Here is an 18,394-nt window from a genome sequence, read left to right on the forward strand (position 1 = left end):
AATGACGGTTGCGCAAGGTACAGAATCTCCCGAGTCGTCACCCCGACAATCGCGATGGGGACGTCGACATGTCCAACGCCTCCGGCGTGACGCGTTCTCCCATCGGATGCGGAGAAAGCCGGCGCTATCGGAGGAGAGCATCACCGTCGTCGATCAACCGATGCTCAAACGCGCGGTCTCGGCTGCAGCCCTTGGCAACACGATGGAGTGGTTCGACTTCGGCGTCTACGGCTACCTGGCGGCAACGCTGGGCAAGGTGTTCTACCCCGACGCCACGCCCGCGGTTCAGCTCATCTCGACGTTCGCCACGTTCGCCGCTGCATTCGTGGTTCGGCCACTGGGCGGCCTGTTCTTCGGCCCGTTGGGGGACCGAATCGGTCGGCAGAAGGTGCTCGCCGCCACGATGATCATGATGGCCATCGGCACCCTGGCCGTCGGACTCATCCCCAGCTACGCAACCATCGGAATCTGGGCACCGATCCTCCTTCTCGTCGCACGCTTGGTTCAAGGCTTCTCCACCGGCGGTGAGTACGGCGGCGCCACGACCTTCATCGCCGAGTACTCCCCGGACAAACGGCGTGGCTTCCTCGGTAGTTGGCTCGACTTCGGCACCTTCGTGGGATACGCGATGGGCTCTGGCCTGGTGACGATCCTCAACGCCGTGCTGGGCGACGCCGCGATGGTCGAATGGGGCTGGCGCATACCGTTCTTCGTTGCCGGCCCGATGGGGCTCATCGGGCTGTATCTACGCCTCAAGCTCGAGGACACGCCCGCATTCCGCAAACAGCTCGACGAACACGACAGCAAGGTGAAAGCACAGGAGAGTGGACGGAAATCGATCGGAAAGATCTTCACCGATCACTGGCGGGCTCTGCTGATCTGCATGGGAATCGTGCTGTTGTACAACGTGACCAACTACATGGTGACGTCGTACCTGCCGACCTACTTCACCGAAGTGGTCGGACGTAGTCAGCTCAGTGCCGACTTGCTCGTACTCTCGGCGATGATCGTCGTGGTGAGCATCATCGTGGTCGTGGGCAGGCTCACAGACAGGATCGGCCGCAAGCCGGTATTCGTGTTCGGTGCCGTCGGACAGATCGTTCTGGCCGTGCCGTGTTTTCTTCTGCTGCGTGGCAGCGGATGGGTCGGGCCGCTGATCGCATGCCTCCTGCTCGGACTCGTACTGGCGTGCTTCGCGGCACCGAGCGCATCGACGCTACCGGCCCTGTTCCCCACCCGGATTCGCTACGCAGCACTCTCGATCGGGTTCAATTTGTCGGTCTCCATCTTCGGTGGAACGACACCTCTGGTCACGTCGGCCCTCGTCAGTGCAACGGGCAGCCCGATGATTCCTGCCTACTACCTCATCGTGAGCGGCGTCGTCGGACTCATTGCAGTCGGTTTCCTGCGCGAATCCGCCACGCAACCGCTCGACGGGTCTCCGCCGCAGGTGGATTCGACCGAGGAAGCCAAAGAGCTGTACACAGAGGCATCGGCTTTGGTCGGCCGACCCTGACGAGACAAAAGGCACGTCACAACCAGACCGCCTCGTCGGCTCCCCATGGGTGTGCTGGAAATGGGTAGTCGGCATAGTCGTCGAACACCGGACGCGCTGCCGTCACGCGACCGTTCGTGACCACGCAGTCCGGAGTGGGGGTCTCGGCCGGACCGTGATCGGGATCCCGTCCGGGTGATTGCAGTAACCACGCGGCCGTCCGGGCCAGGGATACCTCGCCGGTGGCGGCCGACCCGTGTCCGGTTGCACGATCGGCCAGCTCCGACACGATCCCAGCAGCGAGTAGGTACCCGCTCGCGTGGTCGAGCGCCTGGGCCGGCAGGCGTCCGAGTTCTCCACCACTGCCTTCGAGTACCGAGATGCCGGTGGCAGCCTGGACGAGACTGTCGAAGCCACGCCGTCCCGACCATGGTCCGCGAGTACCCCATGCGCTGACCCGTCCGTGCAGGACGTCCGATCGGTGTTCGAGTCCGAAGCGCTCGAGGGCACCCGGGCGGTACCCGGTGACCAGGACGTCGGCGAATTCGAGCAGTCGGTTCATCACTGCACGTCCCTCGCGCGTGTTCATGTCCACCGTCGCCGAACGCTTCCCCTGCCCATTTTCCACGTGCTGCCAAGTGATTTCGGGGCGGTGGGGCGAATCGACGCGGAGCACCTCGGCACCGAACAGGGCGAGCGCGCGGGTGGCCACCGGTCCGGCGATGACGCGGGTCAGATCCAGTACCCGCACTCCAGCAAGCGGAGCAGCCGTGGTCCCTCGGAATTGCGGAACTCGAAACGCGGCGGACCCCGTGTCGTGCGAACGCGCAATGACCGGACCGGACCCGGCCGCATCACCTGCAGGCTCAGCGGACCACCGGTCTTCGGTGCGAACCTGCACGGCCAGAGCGCCGTTCTGTGCGCACGACCATTCGAGCTCGGCCGCAGCGATACCCGCGACCCGCACCGCGAATTCATCTGTGCCGCAACCTTCGTCGAGACCGACTGTCGCGAGCAGCGCGGTCCGGTGGTGCGGATAGTTCGCGTGAGTTCTCACCAAGCCGTCGGACACGCGGAAGAAGCCGGACAGATCTGCGAACGGCTGCACCGGTGCGCCGTCGAGGCGCAGCATCGAATCACCCATGAACGATGCCGCAATCCGCTCCGCCGATGCGGTCGGCACCGCACCGGAGGAGGACGGTTCGAGAACGCCCCGCAGCCTGCCGACTGCGGTACCGAGAGCACCGACCGACTCGGCAGCGATGGTCGCCACCGGCAATGTCGCCGCGAGCCATGCACTCACGGGCGCCGGTTCCGTGTCGACGGGACTGCCGTTCCCCACATCAGCTTCGCTTGGCCCAGATCTCCATCCCGGCCGCGTGGAGACGGTCGATGAGCACGTCGCCGATCGCAGTGGCCGGAGTGAGAACGCCACTGGCCTTCGGCAAGGCGTCCCCACCGAGCACCAGCGCCAGCGCCGATTCCGCGAGCATGACCGCCGTTGCCTTGTAGCCGGGGTCGCCCGACGCCTTGACTCGGGCCCGGTAGCGAGCGCCCGACGTAGTGAGGGTGTACAGGTCGACCGTGAAATGCCCCTTCTCGCGGGCCTTCTCGCTGGGACCGGTTCCTGGCTTGGGCAAGATGCGGTCGAGTACCTTACGTGGCAGCACCGTCATGGCGGACACTCCGACGAACAACCCTGCCGAGAGCGCTCCGGCGAGGACCGGGCTGGCGAACGACGAGCCGACGCTCATCACTTCGCTGTAGCGAAACTGCTTGCCGTAGGCCCAATCACGAAGTGCGTTGCTGCGCCGGACGACTCGCGTGTTGTACGAGGCCATCACGAAGGGGGCCTTCCACCCGCGCAGGCTCGGGTCGATCTTCTTACCGTCGATCAGGACGGTGTCGAGTTGACGGCCGAGCTGCGGTTCGAGACCTCGATCCGGGCTGAGCGAGTACGGTCGAGCGGCGATTCGTCGGGCCCGCTTGTCCTTCTTCATCGCCTCGATCTGTCCTCGCAGCGAATCGATGGTGCCGCCGCTGACTCCACCGGACATCGAGGTGACCACCAGCGTCGTGTCGGTGAGTTCGCCCGCATTGTCGGCCGTGACGGCCTCGTACAGGGCATGCACACCGATGTCGGACGGGACGGAATCGAATCCACACGAGTGGACGATGCGTGCTCCGGTGCGCTGCGCGATCTCGTGATTGGCGTCGATGCTCTCGCGAGCAAACAGGACCTCGCCGGTGAGGTCGACGTAGTCCGTGCCGGCTTCGGCGCAGGCCGTTGCCAGCGCCAACCCGTACCTCGCGTAGGGGCCGACCGTGGTGATGACGACCTTCGTGGACCGTGCCATGGTGTTCAAGGACGCGACGTCGGTGGCGTCGGCTTCGAGTGCGGACCAGTGTGCGGCCTTCGGTCCGAGTTCCTTCTGCGCAGCGTGTACCCGTGCGGTCGAACGACCGGCCAGAGCGATGCGTGTGCCGGCCGGAGCGTGCTCGGCAAGGTACTTCGCCGTCAGTTTCCCGACGAAGCCGGTGGCTCCGTAGACGACGATGTCGTAGGTGCGATCGGGGCCGATGGTCGAGTCCGAAGCAGGCGAGTTCATAGCAGCGACACTAACGCGGTTGCCGCACCGAGTCGAAGCGCCGTCAGTTGGTCCAGGTGTGTACCGGCTCTCCGGAGTTCATCTGCGTGACGTAATCGCCCAGCATTCCGGCGAGAGCACGATCGCGCTTGTCGCCTGAGCGTTCGCGGGCGACGACCGAGTTCCGTTGCCAGACCGAACCGGACTGTTTCGCCAGGCAACGAGCCTCGATCACGCCGAGGTACCGGTCGCGGACGGCCGTGTCCACGCCGTAGGCGGCCAATCCGGCATCGGCCATCGGCAGCAGTCGACGCAACACCAGTTCTTGTGGACTCACCCAGCCGACCTCGGGCCAGTACAGCATCGAATCGAAGCCGCCGCGTGCGGCGGAGTGCACGTTCTCCTCCGCAGCGTCGAACGACATCTGCGACCACAGCGGCCGATCGGCGTCTGCCAGTGCCCGCACCGTGCCGTAGTAGAACGCGGCATCGGCGAGGGTATCCACCACCGACGGTCCGGCCGGGAGGACGCGGTTCTCGAGCCGAATGTGGTGACCGTCGCCGGACCGGTCGTAGATCGGACGGTTCCACCGGTAGACGGTTCCGTTGTGCATGCGCAGCTCGGACAACGACGGTGTCTTTCCCTCGGCGAGAGCAGCCTTGGGGTCCTCGTCGCTGAACACAGGCAGCAGCGCCGGGAAATAGCGCGAATTCTCCTCGAACAGATCGAAGATCGACGTGATCCATCGTTCGCCGAACCACACCCGCGGCCGAACACCCTGATTCTTGAGCTCCTGGGGGCGGGTATCGGTGGCTTGCTCGAACAGCGGAATACGAGTTTCGTGCCACAGCGCGCGGCCGGCGAAGAACGGCGAGTTGGCGGCGAGGGCCACTTGAACTCCCGAGAGTGCCTGCGCCGCATTCCAATACGACGCGAACTCGTCGGGCGCAACCTGGAGATGCAATTGAACGGAGGTGCACGCTGCCTCGGGGAGAATCGTGTCGGTGACGATGTCGAGGTCCTCGGCGGCAGCGGCACCGGGCAGCCGAACCCCGCCGATCTTCAACTCGATGTCCTCACCGCGCGCGGCGAAGATCTGCTGATTGAGCAAGTCGTAGCGCGGATTCGCCGAGAGCCAGCGGTGCTCGAAGTGCTCCTCGTCCAGGGTCGGAAGCATGCCGATCATGGCGAGTCGACTACCGGAGGTGCCGGCCCGTTCGTCGGCTGCGTTCAGCGAGCGACGCAGGTCCGTTTCCAGCTCGGCGATGGAGGCACCGCGCAACGGCCGAGGATCGACGTTGATCTCGATGTTGAACTGGCCCAGTTCGGTCTGATAGTCGGGGTCGGCGATGGCGTCGAGCACGGCGGCGTTGGCCATCGACGGTGCCATGTCGTCGTCGACTAGATTGAGCTCGATCTCCATGCCGATCTGTGGCTCGCCGACGTGAAAGGTCTCGTCGGCCAGCATGATCGCCAGCGCGTCCAGACAGTCCTGGACCTTCTGGCGGAACTCGTGCCGGTCCTGCCTGGTGAACTTACGGCGCTCGACGTCCTCGCCCATGGTGACCGCCTATCGGTGCGTGAAGAAGGGCCGTTCCCTCGCGCGAAACGACTTCGGCTTACGAGTATCGCAGCCCGTGTTCGCCGAGGGGGACGCACGCGAAAATCACCAGGGCGAGGGCTGATAGTCCTTGAGGAAGGACCCGTACAGATCGATGCCGAGTTCCCCCTGCACGATTGGGTCGTACACGCGAGCGGCACCGTCCACCAGGTCGAGTGGTGCGTGAAACCCTTCGTCGGCGAGCCGCATCTTGGTGGGGTGCGGCCGTTCGTCGGTGATCCAGCCGGTGTCGACGGCGGTCATCAGGATTCCGCTCTCGAGCATCTCTTTCGCGCTGGTGCGCGTGAGCATGTTCAGCGCGGCCTTGGCCATATTGGTGTGCGGATGACCCGGGCCCTTGTACGCGCGCCCGAACTGGCCTTCCATCGCCGAGACGTTCACGACGTACTTGCGCCGCGCATCCGAGGCTTCCATTGCCGGACGCAGACGCGACACGAGAATGAACGGGGCAACGGAATTGCACAGCTGCACTTCGAGCAACTCGACGGGGTCGACCTGCTCGACGGTATGGATCCAGCTGTTGGTCTCGGCGAGATCGGGTACCAGACCGCCTGCATCGATTGCCAGCCCACTCTCGATTCTCTCGGCCGTCACCGAGCCCGCGACCATGGCGAGCGAGGCTACGTCGTGCGCACTCAGCACTGCGGCCGGCTGCCCGCCGATCGCGGTTGCCGGCAGCGAACTCGCGAGTGACGCAGGGTGGGCATCACTGGTCTTGCCGAAAGTGATCCGCTCCGGGCCCGCCCCGTCGGTCAAGGCGGACGGCAAAGGTTCGGCCTCGGCGTCGGCCAGTGCGCTGTACGAACCGGGGGAGCGCTTGACGGTTTGTGCGGCATTGTTGACGAGAATGTCCAGCGGTCCCTCCGCCGCTACCGAATCGGCAAGTGCCACAACCTGAGCCGGATCGCGAAGGTCGATCCCGACGATGCGAAGACGATGCAGCCACTGGTCGCTGTCGTCCATCGCGGCGAATCGCCGAACCGCATCGTTGGGGAAGCGGGTGGTGATGGTCGTGTGTGCACCGTCCCGAAGCAGTCGAAGCGCGATGTACATCCCGATCTTCGCCCGCCCTCCGGTCAACAACGCGCGTCGTCCGGACAGGTCCGTCCTCGCGTTTCGCTTGCCGCGATTGAGCGTCGCGCACTCCGGGCAGAGCTGGTGATAGAACGAGTCGACATCGGTGTAGCGCTGCTTGCAGATGTAGCAGGGGCGAGCCTTGATCAGCGTGCCCGCGATGTCGCCCGCGGCGCGCGAGGTGAGCGAAAGACCCGCAGTCTCGTCGTCGATGCGGTCCGGCGATCCGGTTGCTGTTGCAGCTACGACGGCACGGTCGGCGGCGTTGACGGCATTGCGCGCGGCGACGCGTCGAGCACGCTTGAGATCTTTGAACAAGGCACCGGAGGCACGTTGAACGGCAATGGAATCAGGATGATTCTTGTCCAGGTCCGCGGCCTGCTGCAGCACCCGCAGGCACGTCTCGAGGTCGGTGGGATCGATCGAGTCCATCGTCAGTCTCCTAGCATTCGCCCGGTCGAGCCGAAAGATGTGAGCGGAGAACGAAAAAGACCCCGATTCCGAAGAATCAGGGTCCGTTTCGTCTGTCTCAACTCAGATCTCTGAAAATCTTTGTCTGCCTACATAATTCAGACGGTGTCCGAGGGGGGACTTGAACCCCCACGTCCGTTAATAGGACACTAGCACCTCAAGCTAGCGCGTCTGCCATTCCGCCACTCGGACCAGCGCGACTACTGTCGCATGTTTCATACCTTGCATTCACAACCGGCCGTTGTGCGCTGCGTAAGATTATCCGACGGGTTCCCGATAACCCAAATCCGCACGTCAGTTCATGTCCGAAGGCGTTCGTCGGTGGTGCCCGCACCCGATTCTGGTGGTAGGAACAACGGTGTGCCCAACGAAGTGAGCAACCCCGGACATCGCACCACCGACAACCCCACCGTCGCCCTCGACGAAGTCGTGGACCTGGTCAGTTCCCTCATTCGATTCGATACCTCGAACACCGGAGAACTCGAGACCACGGTCGGCGAGAAGGAATGCGCCGAGTGGGTGGCGAGCAAGCTCGAGGAGGTGGGGTACGAGACCGAGTACGTCGAATCCGGCGCTCCGGGCCGTGGCAACGTGTTCGCCTGGTTGCGCGGAGCGGACTCCTCGCGCGGTGCCCTGCTGGTCCACGGCCATCTGGACGTCGTGCCGGCCGAGCCGGCCGACTGGAGCGTGCATCCGTTCTCCGGCGCCGTCGAGGACGGGTACGTGTGGGGTCGCGGTGCGGTCGACATGAAGGACATGGTCGGTATGGCCCTCGCGCTGGCCCGGCAATTCAAATCGAACGGAACCGTGCCGCCCCGCGACATCCTGTTCGCATTCCTCGCCGACGAGGAGGCGGGTGGCAAGCACGGATCGCACTGGCTGGTCGACAACCGGCCCGATCTGTTCGAGGGCGTCACCGAAGCAGTCGGCGAGGTCGGCGGGTTCTCGTTGACCGTCGCTCGGCCGGACGGCACCGAGAAGCGGCTCTACATGGTCGAGACGGCGGAGAAGAGCCTGGCGTGGATGCGGCTCACCGCCAAGGCTCGCGCAGGGCACGGATCGTTCCTGCACGACGACAACGCCGTGACGTACCTGGCCGAGGCCGTCGCCAAACTCGGCAACCACACGTTTCCGTTGGTCCTCACCGAATCGGTGTCGCAGTTCCTGCAGGCCGTCTCGGAGGAATCGGGTCTCGATTTCGACCCGACCTCGCCGGATATCGACGGCACCCTGCTCAAGCTCGGCAGCATTGCGCGAATCGTCGGAGCGACCCTGCGCGACACCGCGAACCCGACGATGCTCTCGGCCGGATACAAGGCCAACGTGATTCCGCAGACCGCGACGGCGGTAGTGGATTGCCGGGTGCTGCCCGGACGGCAGGCAGCCTTCGAGAAGGAGGTCGACGAATTGATCGGCCCCAACGTCGAGCGTGAATGGATCACGAAGCTGGAGCCTTACGAGACCACCTTCGACGGTGATCTCGTCGACGCGATGAACGAGGCCGTCCTTGCGCACGATCCGAACGGCCGAACTGTTCCGTACATGCTCTCCGGCGGTACCGATGCAAAAGCGTTCGCGCGCATCGGTATTCGCTGCTTCGGCTTCGCTCCCTTGAAGCTGCCACCGGAACTGGATTTCGCGGCGTTGTTTCACGGCATCGACGAACGAGTACCCGTGGAGTCGTTGGAGTTCGGTACACAGGTACTGGAACACTTCTTGATGCACAGCTGACACGAAAGGAAATACCGTGGCGTACAACCCATACGATTCGCTTCCGGACCTACCGTCCTTCGAGTTGACGTCCGAGGACGTCGAGGACGGTCAGACGTTGGCCGCTCAGCAGGTGAGCGGAATCATGGGAGCCGGTGGGTACGACAACTCGCCGCAGCTGTCCTGGTCCGGCTTCCCCGAGGGCACCAAGAGCTTTGCTGTCACCGTCTACGACCCCGACGCGCCCACGGCGTCCGGTTTCTGGCACTGGGCAGTGGCGAACATTCCCGTCGGGACCACGTCGCTGGTGTCGGGCGCAGGCGACGACGGCGGAACCGGAGTTCCCAGCACGGCGGTGACACTGAAGAACGACGCGGGCCTGTTCCGCTACATCGGTGCGGCTCCGCCGGCAGGTCACGGACCACACCGATACTTCATCGCGGTCCACGCGGTCGATGTCGAACGTCTCGAAGTGGACGAGACGGCGACCCCCGCGTACCTCGGCTTCAATCTGTTCTCGCACGCCATCGGTCGTGCGGTCATCACCGGAACCTACGAAGCCTGAGCCCGGCTTCCTCGTGCGCGTTGTGTAGCTCTGGCCACGCACAACGCGCACGACGGAGGGTCGGTCAGGGCGTGTTCGCCGATCCCACGGCGTCTGCGATGGTTGCGAACCCGTTCTGTTCCAGTCGCGCCGACAGCCCTCGGTGAATCTTCTTGATCCACAGCGGACCGCCGTAGACGAAGCCGGTGTAGCCCTGCACCAAGGAAGCGCCTGCGGTGATGCGCTCCCAGGCCTGCGCCTCGGTTTCGATTCCCCCGACGGAGATCAACGTCAGTCGGGTACCCACTCGGCGGTAGAGCCGCCGCAGCACCTCGAGTGATCGCTCTGCCACCGGTGCGCCGGACAGGCCTCCAGCCCCCATGCCGGACACCACGTCTGCCTCGGTGCGCAGGCCAGCGCGCGAGATCGTCGTATTGGTGGCCACGATGCCGTCGAGTCCGAGTTCGACGGCCAGATCGGCGACGGCATCGATGTCCTCGTTTGAGAGGTCAGGGGCAATCTTGACCAGCACCGGCACCGTCACCACAGATTGCACCGCCACCAGGATCGGACGCAGCGATTCGACGGCCTGGAGGTCGCGGAGCCCCGGGGTGTTGGGTGAGCTCACGTTGACGACGACGAAATCTGCCAGCGGCCCCAGTAGTCGCGCACTGGCGGTGTAGTCCGCAGCAGCGTCGGCGGGTTCGACGACCTTCGTCTTACCGATGTTGGCACCGATCGGGATGCGGGTGTGCCTCGAGCGCAATCGCTGGGCGGCATGTTCTGCACCGTGATTGTTGAAGCCCATGCGGTTGACGATGGCGCGATCGAGGGGCAGCCGAAACAGTCGAGGCGTCGGATTACCGGGCTGGCCCTGCGCCGTCACGGTGCCGATCTCGGCGAACCCGAAACCGATGGGTTCCCAGACATCGATGCCGTCTGCATTCTTGTCGAAGCCGGCCGCGAGACCGAGCGGAGCTGGGAAGTCGACCCCGAACACAGTCGAACGAAGCCGCGGGTCGTCGGCCACGAACAACTTCTCGGCCAGGAAACGAAATGGCGGAACGACCGCCACAGCACGGAGGACTCCGAAGGCAAGATGGTGTATCCGCTCCGGTGGCACGAGGAACATCAGGCGCAACAGGGCGCGGTACAGACGGTCTCCCACGGTCTTCTTTCCGATCGATCCGGCTCGGTAGACATGCTGAGATACAACTTCTACTGCGGTTGAACACTACTGCTGTGACGATCAGATTCCGGGCTCCGGGATGTGATGCGCCGTCTTCTTCCGCTTGAGCAGTACCCGCCGGCTGCCGTCGGTGTACAGACGGACCCGCGACAGTTCCCAGCCGCCGAATTCCGCTTGAATCGCCAGCCGCATCGACGCCGTGACCCGAGTGACGTCCGGCGGCAGCCGCAGCGGAACGTACTCCCAATCGTCGGAGGGGGATACTTCCCATCCGACGGGCATCTTGGCGCGGCCCGGCGTCGAACTCTCGTGTGCGTTCACGTGCCTCCTTGGCTTCCTGAGGGGGTCGTTCCTTGCCCGGAGGTCAACGACCCGCGGAGGGGATGCGCTGCAGCCCGTCGCCGGTTGCCGATCCGATGTACAGGTCACCGGTGTTGTCGTCGACGGCGATCGAATCTGGCTGCCGCACAGTGGCCAACCGCTCGGTCTCGACGGGAATTCCGGTATCGAGTGTGTATCCGACCACTTCGTTGAGGGCGGGAAGTGTCACCCACGCAACGCCGGACTGTTCATCGTAGGCGATCGCCCAGGGCTTCGACCCGACCGGAAACCGCTGCCGCATGAGCAGGTCGTGCGAGGTGAAGACGAGCAACTCCGTGCCGGTCGAATCGGTGACCAGAAGCCGACCGAATTGGTCGCTGGTCATTTCGGCGGCACCTTCGCCGGCCCGCAGAGCCACTCCGAGGGTGCCGTCGTCCAGATTCAGATCGGTCACCGACGTCTGTCTGCGATCGAGAACCGAGACGCCCTTCGGCGTACTGGCCAGCGCGTCCGCAGAGGTGACACTGCCCCCGGAGACCGTGCTGGTCACCTGTCCGCTCGCGTCGAGGACGCGGATCGTGCCGGTGTCGTCACCGACGGCGGTCGAGCCGTCGGGCAGGTCGGCAGCCGACAGGGCATTCGATTCGACGGCCAGATCGGTGCGCTGCCCGTCCGTGACATCGATCCTTGCCACCGAACCGTTCAGGGGAACCAAGACGGTCGAATTCCGACCGGCAACCAGTTCTGCTCCGGCAGAGCCGAGGTCGATCACACGCGTCTCGGCCGACGCGCCGCTGCGAACCAGACTCACCGAGGTCGACGAGTCGGTCAACGCTACGAGTGTGCGGGTGACAGGATCGAAGGTGAGCGCGCTGACGGGCGCGAAGTCGGAGACGATTCCGGCAGGAGTCACCGCCGTCGCGGGGGACTGGGCCGGTGGCTGCGGTTCGACGGATATCTCGTCGGCATTCTCGTCGTCGCTCGAGCACCCGCTCGCCGACAACACTGTGATCACGGCGAGTGCGGATGCAATTGCCGCTCGAGCCGACGGTGTTCGCATGGAACCGAACCTACTTCCTTGGTGACGCTGGCCTGGTGTGGCGATGCCACATCTGTACCAGCGTGCCAGGACCTCGGCGAAATCGACCATGCCGGATCGGGGTTCGACCGGCGGTGCCGGGCGAGGCGGTAGCGTGATCGTCCGAGGTGAGTGCACGACATGGGAGTGGACGTGGAATCCGAGGAAACACACTTTGTCGTCGAGGAAGTGAATGCCGGAACGCATGCAAACGGTTTCGGGCGCACCGACGACGGACGGGCGTTCGCGTTTCGAGTGCACCGCAGCACGCTCTACGTGGAGATCTATCGGGCCGACGTACGATCCCCGGTCCCGGATCGGTCCGAGGTAGAAGCGGTTGCCGAACACTCGGTCACCGAGATCGATCTGACCGACGAACGCAGCATCATCGGTGTGGTGCGTGACGCGGTCGCCCATGCACAGCAGTTGTCCGATGCGTCACAGCGAGACACGACTGCTGTCCGAGCCTTCTTCAATCGGGTCAACTCCGTGCTGGAGGGTTTCTGACTCGGTGGGGAATCACCAGTTGTTCACCGGTATCGGGGTGGTCGAAGACGTCTACGGGGTGTCCGTACACGCGAGCGAGCCGATCCGAGGTCAGCACCGTTCGCGGCGGACCGACGGCAACGAGTGAGCCCGAGTCGAGTATCGCGACGCGATCGGCATACGCCGCCGCGAGACCCAGATCGTGCAGCACGACGACGACGGCGCGGCCCGCGGTTGCGAGGGAACGCACCACAGCCATGACGGACTCCTGATGTCCGAGGTCGAGCGCGGCGGTTGGCTCGTCGAGCAGAATCGTCGCGGTGTCCTGGGCCATGACGCGCGCCAGCGCGACCCGGGCCTGCTCGCCGCCGGAGAGCGACGCGAACGGTCGATGCGAGAACTCCGCTACGTCGCAAGCGGACATTGCTGCGGCGACGCGGTCGTCGTCGTCGCGTGCCGCCGATGTACCGACCCAGGGGGCTCGACCCATCCGGACGATCTGTCCGGCCGTGAACGCGAACCCGACGCGGTGGTGCTGGGGCAGCACAGCGCGTCGCCTGGCCATGCCGACCGTGCGGGTGCGGGTCAGCGGTTCGTCGCCCAGGAGAACCGATCCGGCGCTGGGCTCGGTGTCTCCCGCCAGGACCGACAGCAGTGTGGATTTGCCCGCGCCGTTGGGACCCACCAGTGCCAGTATCTCGCCGGCCACCACGTCGAGGTGGACGTCGGACAACACCGTCGCGACCCCGCGCCGTGCGGAGACTCCGCGGGCGACAAGGGTGTTCGAACCCGGTTCAGGGGTGTCCGGGATGTCGTGGCGCGCCGTGCCGAATCGCCGCATCATGCCCAACCGCCTTGCCGAGCGCGAGTGCGACGAAGCAGCCAGAAGAAGAACGGAGCCCCGGCCAGGGATGTCACCATGCCAAGGGGCAAGTCGACGTTCGCTACGAGGGTGCGCGTGACGAGGTCGGCAGCGAGCAACACGATGGCTCCCGCGAGTGCGCTGGCCGGGATGAGGACGCGATGCGAGGGGCCGAGCACCATCCGCATCACGTGCGGAACGACCAGGCCCACGAACAGGATTATTCCGGTGAACGCGACACCGGATGCGACGAGCAGGGCGACTATCACGATGGCGAATTGTCTGAGGCGTTCGACGTTCACTCCGAGATGGCGCGCCACGTTCTCCCCGAGCGCCAGCAGGTCGAGTCTGCGAGCGATCACCAGCGAAGCTCCGATCCCGAGCACCGCCAGTGGGCCGACCACAGCCACCGATTGCCACGTTGCGCCCGCCAAAGACCCCAGTTGCCAGAACACGATCTGATCCCTGGCAGCGGGACTGGCGACGAAGGTGAAGAAGGCGATCACGCCGCCTGCGAAGGCATTGACTGCGACGCCGGTGAGGATGAGGGTCACCACCTCGGTGCGGCCGGCGTTGCGGGCCAGGAAATACACCGCGATCGTGGTGATCAGCCCGCCGACGAACGCGGCCAGCGCCACACTCCAGACCCCGGCGAAGCTGCCACCGAGAACGATCACCGAACTGGCACCGACCGCTGCTCCCGAGGACACCCCTACAACTCCGGGCTCGGCCAGCGGATTGGCGAACACACCCTGCAGCAGTGCGCCCGCACATCCCAGACACGCGCCGACGAACACTGCAAGGGTCAATCGCGGAAATCGGACCTGCCACAACGTCACCTCGCCGCTGGCGTGAGCGGGCAGCGGACCGATGTCGAGTCCGGCCCGATGGGCGAGGCTTCCCAGCACTTCCAACGGCGATGTCGGCACTTGCCCGACGACAGCAGAGATCAGTGCCAGGGCGACCAGCGCCACGACCGACACGCCGAACGTCACGACGACCCGGCGACTGGGCGTTCGCGCTCCGATAGGTGCGGCCTCGGTCATGACGGCGGGTCGTACACGGCTGTGGCCAGTGCTCGCAGCACTTTGCCGGTGTTCGGGCCGAAACTGAGGATGGTGCCGTCGTCCATGTCCACCACGCGGCGTTCTCGACCGGCCGGGGTCTGTGCGATTCCTGGAATCTGCTCGAGTCCCTCGATGCCGCCGATCGACTGCAGGCCTTTCGTCATCATCAGGATGACGTCGGGTGCCGCGGCGATGAGTGCCTCGCTCGTCACCGGCACGAACTGCTCGGTCAGGCCGGATTGGACACCCGCGTCCGTCGCCCCGAGAGCCTCGATCAGCGCGTCTGCACCCGAGCCGGGCCCGGCGAGCATCTTGATCGCTGGACCACGCATGTACAGAAACGCGATCTTCAGCGGCACGTCCGACGTCGGTGTGTCGTCGGCAGCCGCTGCGATCTCGGTGTTCGCCCGTTCGGCGAGAGCGCGGCCGGCGTCGGGTACCCCCAGCGCGGCGGCGACGGCTTCGATCTGGTCGGCGACCCCGGTCAACGTTCGGGTCGGGTCGAAGTACACGACGGGAATGCCCGCGGCTCGGATCTGGTCCTGCACTGCGCGCGGACCGATGCCGGTGTCGGTGAGTACGACGGTGGGCGAGAGCGCCAGGATTCCCTCGGCACTCAACGAGTGGCCGGTGGGGGTGACATCGGGCACGTCCTGTGCCGCCGGAAACGCCGCCGATGTGTCGCGTCCGACCAGGTTGTCGCCGAGTCCCAGTGCGAAAACCGTCTCGGCCAACGTGCCGTACTGGTCGGCAGCGACGATGCGGCTGTTGTCGGTCACCGTGACGGCGACGCCGTCGAATCCGGTCACGGTGGCGGGTAGCACCGTCGCCGGGTTCTCGGCGACGGGTTCCGGATTCGGGTCTTCGACGACGGCGGTACGGGGGCCGAAGGTGTCGGTGGGCCCGGCGTCGGGAGTGGTCGCCGAGCAGGCGGCCGAAAGTGCAGCGACGACAAGCACGGCTGCGAGGCGTTGGACGATCACCACCGAAGGTTAGCCTGTCCGATGTTTCTGGTCCCCTCGAAGTTTCTCGACGAGAACGACTCGACCGATCAGGCGCTGACGTCGTCCAGCGCGGACGCAATCGCCGACGGCAGTTCGAGTTCTTCGGCCATCAGCGCGCCCATCAACTGCGCCAGATCGCGGGCGCCCACGATGGCGCTGCTCACACCCGGACGATCCCGAGCCCATGCGAGTGCCACGACGAGGGGAGAGGTGGCGAGCCCGTCGGCAGCGGTGACAGCAGCGTCGACGATGCTGACAGCAGAATCGGTCAGGTAGGACAGCACGGATTCGGCGTGCAACTCGTCGGCGCCGCGGGAGTCAGCAGGAATTCCGTTGCGGTACTTGCCCGTCAGCACGCCGCCTGCGAGGGGAATTGCGGCCAGGACGCCGATGCCGTGGTGATGTGCTGCAGGAACCAACTCGTCCTCGATCCCGCGGGCAAGCAGGGAGTACTCCGCCTGCGTGGCCACGATCCGACCGGTATCGGCTGCTCCCGCTGCCGTCGCCAACTGCCAGCCGAGGTAGCCGCGGGCACCGGTGTAGCGCACCCGTCCGCTGGTGACGGCGTAATCGAGGGTCGCCGCGACCTCGTCGACAGGCGTCATCGGGTCCCAGGCCGCCACCTGCCACAAGTCGAGATAGTCCGTTCCGAGCTCTCGCAGCGTGGCATCCAGCTGTCCGAGGAGACCACGTCGTGAGCAGTCGACGTCGTACCGGCCGTGGCGGGGGTTCAGTCCCGCTGCACTGCTGATCACCAGTTCGTGCCTGGGGACCACGTCGTCGAGCAACTCGGCGAGTACTCGCTGCGCACGACCGTCCCCGTACGCCGGGGAAGTGTCGACCAGGGTGCCACCGGCCTCGGCGAACGCCGACAGTTGCGCTGCGGCATCGTCGCCGTCGGTTCCGCTGCCCCATCCGAGGGTGCCGAGCCCGAGCCTGGAAACTCGAAGTCCGCTGGTGCCGACCGATCTCTGCTTCATATGTGCCGAATGTCCTTTTACGTGTGATCGTCGGTGTCGAACTGCACTGCCGCCAGTGCACAGTAGTGCGCCGTGCCGCGGTCTGTGAAAGTGCCGCGCCGCGTCGCTCGGGTCGGTACGAACCACTCGCGCCGGGTACGGTCGTGCCCGTGAATCGCGAATTCAGGGGGCGGGCCGTCGGCCGCGCATCGGTAGTGAACAGTCCATCCGCTTCCATGTCGGAGATGTCGATTTCGGATCGGGGTTCCGCATGATCGACATGACGTGGCTGCAAGCGATCATTCTCGGTGCCGTGCAGGGCCTGACGGAATTCCTGCCTATTTCTTCGTCGGGCCATCTCCGCATCGTGTCCGGAGTGTTCTGGAACGAGGACGCCGGTGCCTCGTTCACCGCCGTGACTCAGCTCGGCACCGAAGCTGCTGTGCTGCTCTTCTTCTGGCGCGACATCGTCAGGATTGTCAAAGCCTGGTTCGTAGGACTGACGAAGAAGGACGAACGCGGTCTCGACTATCGGATGGGGTGGTACGTGATCATCGCCACCATTCCCATCGGCGTTCTGGGTCTGCTTTTCAAGGATCAGATCCGAACCGGTGCCCGCAACCTGTATCTCATCGCGTTCATGCTCATCGCGTTTGCCATCGTCATCGCGGTCGCGGAGAAGGTCGGCCGCAAGGAACGTCCGATCGAGAAGTTGACCACCCGCGACGGCATCGTGATGGGTCTGGCGCAGTGTCTGGCATTGGTCCCCGGAGTGTCTCGCTCCGGCGCGACGACCAGCGCCGGCCTGTTTCTCGGCCTCGAACGCGAAGCAGCAGTGCGATTCTCGTTTCTGCTCGCCATTCCGGCGGTGACCGCCTCCGGATTGTTCTCGCTGCCCGACGCCTTCGAGCCGGTCGGCACGGGTTTGGCCGCGTCCGGCCCACAGTTGCTGCTGGCAACCGTCATCGCATTCGGCCTCGGCTATGCCTCGATTGCCTGGCTGCTCAAGTTCGTTGCGAACCATTCGCTGTACTGGTTCGTCGGGTACCGCATCGTGCTCGGTGTGGTGGTGCTCGGTTTGCTGGCCGGCGGGGTTGTATCCGCTACCTGAAGTTCGCCGGAGTGGAGCCTGCGGAACGACCCGGAAGGACACAATAGCTAGGCTCGGAGCAATGACAGTCATCTTGCTTCGGCACGGCCGCTCGACGTCGAATACCGCGGGCACTCTCGCAGGTCGCAGTGCCGGTATCGAACTCGACGACCGTGGGCGCGAGCAGGCGCAGGCGGTCGCGGACCGTCTCGGTGAGCTTCCGGTCGCCGAGATCGTCCGTTCGCCGTTGCTCCGGTGTGAGCAGACAGTGGAGCCCTTGGCGGCCAGGCTCGGCATGTCGCCGGTGGTCGAGGACCGTCTGGTGGAGGTGGACTACGGCCAATGGACTGGTCGGACGATCAAGGAGTTGCTGGCCGAGCCGCTGTGGAAGGTGGTTCAGCAGCATCCGTCTGCAGCTGTGTTTCCGGATGGCGAAGGCCTGGCGACGGTGCAGCAGCGCGCAGTGCAGGCCGTTCGGGAGCACGACGCGCGGTTGGCTGCGCAGCACGGGCGGGACGTGCTGTGGGTTGCGTGCTCACACGGCGATGTCATCAAGTCGGTGATTTCGGATGCGATGGGTGCCCACCTGGACTCCTTTCAGCGCATCGTCGCCGACCCGGCATCGATCAGTGTCGTTCGATACACCTCGACGCGGCCGTTCGTTCTGCGGACCAACGACACCGGGTCCGATCTCAGTGCATTCGTTCCGAAGGCCGAGGAGCCCGACACTTCGGAATCGGACGTTTCGATCTCTTCGGACGCGGTCGTCGGCGGTGGAGCGGGTAGCTAGGGCGGGCGATTCGGCACCGAAGCCCCCATCGGTGGCAGGCTGGAG

17 protein-coding genes and 1 tRNA gene are annotated in these 18,394 nt (G+C 65.2%); 6 read left to right on the plus strand and 12 right to left on the minus strand.

All coding sequences use genetic code 11. The features are described from left to right. Positions 1–106: 106 nt before the first annotated feature. Positions 107–1,516 carry a glycine betaine/L-proline transporter ProP gene (gene proP / locus QM797_RS14000; RefSeq protein WP_283276231.1) on the plus strand — a complete coding sequence of 470 codons (1,410 nt, stop codon included), beginning with the start codon at positions 107–109 and terminating at the stop codon, positions 1,514–1,516. A gap of 16 nt (positions 1,517–1,532) precedes the next feature. Here proP and QM797_RS14005 read toward each other — a convergent pair whose 3' ends face one another. The 5 genes from QM797_RS14005 to QM797_RS14025 form a co-directional block, all read right to left on the minus strand. After that, entirely contained in the window at positions 1,533–2,798 is a 1,266-nt protein-coding gene (locus QM797_RS14005; RefSeq protein ID WP_283276232.1) for a CoA transferase, read from the minus strand. A gap of 40 nt (positions 2,799–2,838) precedes the next feature. Beyond that, the gene (locus tag QM797_RS14010; protein WP_283276233.1) at positions 2,839–4,104 is read right to left on the minus strand and encodes a saccharopine dehydrogenase family protein; all 1,266 of its coding nucleotides are present in this window, start codon (positions 4,102–4,104) and stop codon (positions 2,839–2,841) included. Between the two features lie 43 nt (positions 4,105–4,147). Next, a complete protein-coding gene (locus tag QM797_RS14015; RefSeq protein WP_283276234.1) occupies positions 4,148–5,644 on the minus strand; it encodes a glutamate-cysteine ligase family protein in 1,497 nt (498 codons plus the stop codon). Positions 5,645–5,749: 105 nt separating this feature from the next. Then, a complete protein-coding gene (locus QM797_RS14020) occupies positions 5,750–7,210 on the minus strand; it encodes an SDR family NAD(P)-dependent oxidoreductase (RefSeq protein WP_283276235.1) in 1,461 nt (486 codons plus the stop codon). Positions 7,211–7,355: 145 nt separating this feature from the next. After that, positions 7,356–7,441 (minus strand) — tRNA-Leu (locus QM797_RS14025). Positions 7,442–7,621: 180 nt separating this feature from the next. Here QM797_RS14025 and QM797_RS14030 point away from each other — a divergent pair. Then, the gene (locus QM797_RS14030) at positions 7,622–8,980 is read left to right on the plus strand and encodes a M20/M25/M40 family metallo-hydrolase (RefSeq protein WP_283276312.1); all 1,359 of its coding nucleotides are present in this window, start codon (positions 7,622–7,624) and stop codon (positions 8,978–8,980) included. A 16-nt stretch (positions 8,981–8,996) separates the two neighbouring features. Beyond that, positions 8,997–9,524, plus strand: a complete 528-nt coding sequence (locus tag QM797_RS14035; protein WP_283276236.1) for a YbhB/YbcL family Raf kinase inhibitor-like protein — start codon at positions 8,997–8,999, stop codon at positions 9,522–9,524. A gap of 64 nt (positions 9,525–9,588) precedes the next feature. Here the strand turns inward: QM797_RS14035 and QM797_RS14040 are convergent, their stop codons facing one another. From QM797_RS14040 to QM797_RS14050, 3 genes are all read right to left on the minus strand, one after another. After that, positions 9,589–10,659, minus strand: a complete 1,071-nt coding sequence (locus QM797_RS14040) for a quinone-dependent dihydroorotate dehydrogenase (RefSeq protein WP_283276313.1) — start codon at positions 10,657–10,659, stop codon at positions 9,589–9,591. A gap of 93 nt (positions 10,660–10,752) precedes the next feature. Continuing rightward, positions 10,753–10,974, minus strand: coding sequence for a DUF5703 family protein (locus tag QM797_RS14045; protein ID WP_032377864.1), 222 nt, complete (start codon positions 10,972–10,974; stop codon positions 10,753–10,755). Between the two features lie 82 nt (positions 10,975–11,056). Beyond that, entirely contained in the window at positions 11,057–12,073 is a 1,017-nt protein-coding gene (locus QM797_RS14050) for a YncE family protein (RefSeq protein ID WP_283276237.1), read from the minus strand. 159 nt (positions 12,074–12,232) lie between these two features. Between QM797_RS14050 and QM797_RS14055 the strand changes: the two genes are divergently transcribed. Then, positions 12,233–12,598 carry a hypothetical protein gene (locus QM797_RS14055; protein ID WP_283276238.1) on the plus strand — a complete coding sequence of 122 codons (366 nt, stop codon included), beginning with the start codon at positions 12,233–12,235 and terminating at the stop codon, positions 12,596–12,598. On the opposite strand, the gene QM797_RS14060 is transcribed toward QM797_RS14055, so the two are convergent. From QM797_RS14060 to QM797_RS14075, 4 genes are all read right to left on the minus strand, one after another. Further along, positions 12,573–13,421: a heme ABC transporter ATP-binding protein gene (locus tag QM797_RS14060; protein WP_283276239.1), complete on the minus strand. Its 849-nt coding sequence runs from the start codon at positions 13,419–13,421 to the stop codon at positions 12,573–12,575. The two genes, QM797_RS14055 and QM797_RS14060, sit on opposite strands and share 26 nt — an antisense overlap. After that, positions 13,418–14,485 carry a FecCD family ABC transporter permease gene (locus tag QM797_RS14065; RefSeq protein WP_283276240.1) on the minus strand — a complete coding sequence of 356 codons (1,068 nt, stop codon included), beginning with the start codon at positions 14,483–14,485 and terminating at the stop codon, positions 13,418–13,420. Before QM797_RS14065 ends, QM797_RS14060 begins: the two co-directional genes overlap by 4 nt. Beyond that, positions 14,482–15,486, minus strand: coding sequence for a heme/hemin ABC transporter substrate-binding protein (locus QM797_RS14070; RefSeq protein WP_283276314.1), 1,005 nt, complete (start codon positions 15,484–15,486; stop codon positions 14,482–14,484). Before QM797_RS14070 ends, QM797_RS14065 begins: the two co-directional genes overlap by 4 nt. Positions 15,487–15,557: 71 nt before the next feature. Then, positions 15,558–16,490 carry an aldo/keto reductase gene (locus tag QM797_RS14075; RefSeq protein ID WP_283276241.1) on the minus strand — a complete coding sequence of 311 codons (933 nt, stop codon included), beginning with the start codon at positions 16,488–16,490 and terminating at the stop codon, positions 15,558–15,560. Positions 16,491–16,749: 259 nt separating this feature from the next. On the opposite strand from QM797_RS14075, the gene QM797_RS14080 reads away from it, so the two are divergent. Further along, the gene (locus QM797_RS14080; RefSeq protein ID WP_371833869.1) at positions 16,750–17,580 is read left to right on the plus strand and encodes an undecaprenyl-diphosphate phosphatase; all 831 of its coding nucleotides are present in this window, start codon (positions 16,750–16,752) and stop codon (positions 17,578–17,580) included. Positions 17,581–17,641: 61 nt separating this feature from the next. Continuing rightward, entirely contained in the window at positions 17,642–18,349 is a 708-nt protein-coding gene (locus QM797_RS14085; RefSeq protein ID WP_283276244.1) for a histidine phosphatase family protein, read from the plus strand. Positions 18,350–18,394 lie beyond the last annotated feature (45 nt).

Source organism: Rhodococcus sp. IEGM 1381, from assembly GCF_030056795.1.
Classification (GTDB): Bacteria; Actinomycetota; Actinomycetes; order Mycobacteriales; family Mycobacteriaceae; genus Rhodococcoides.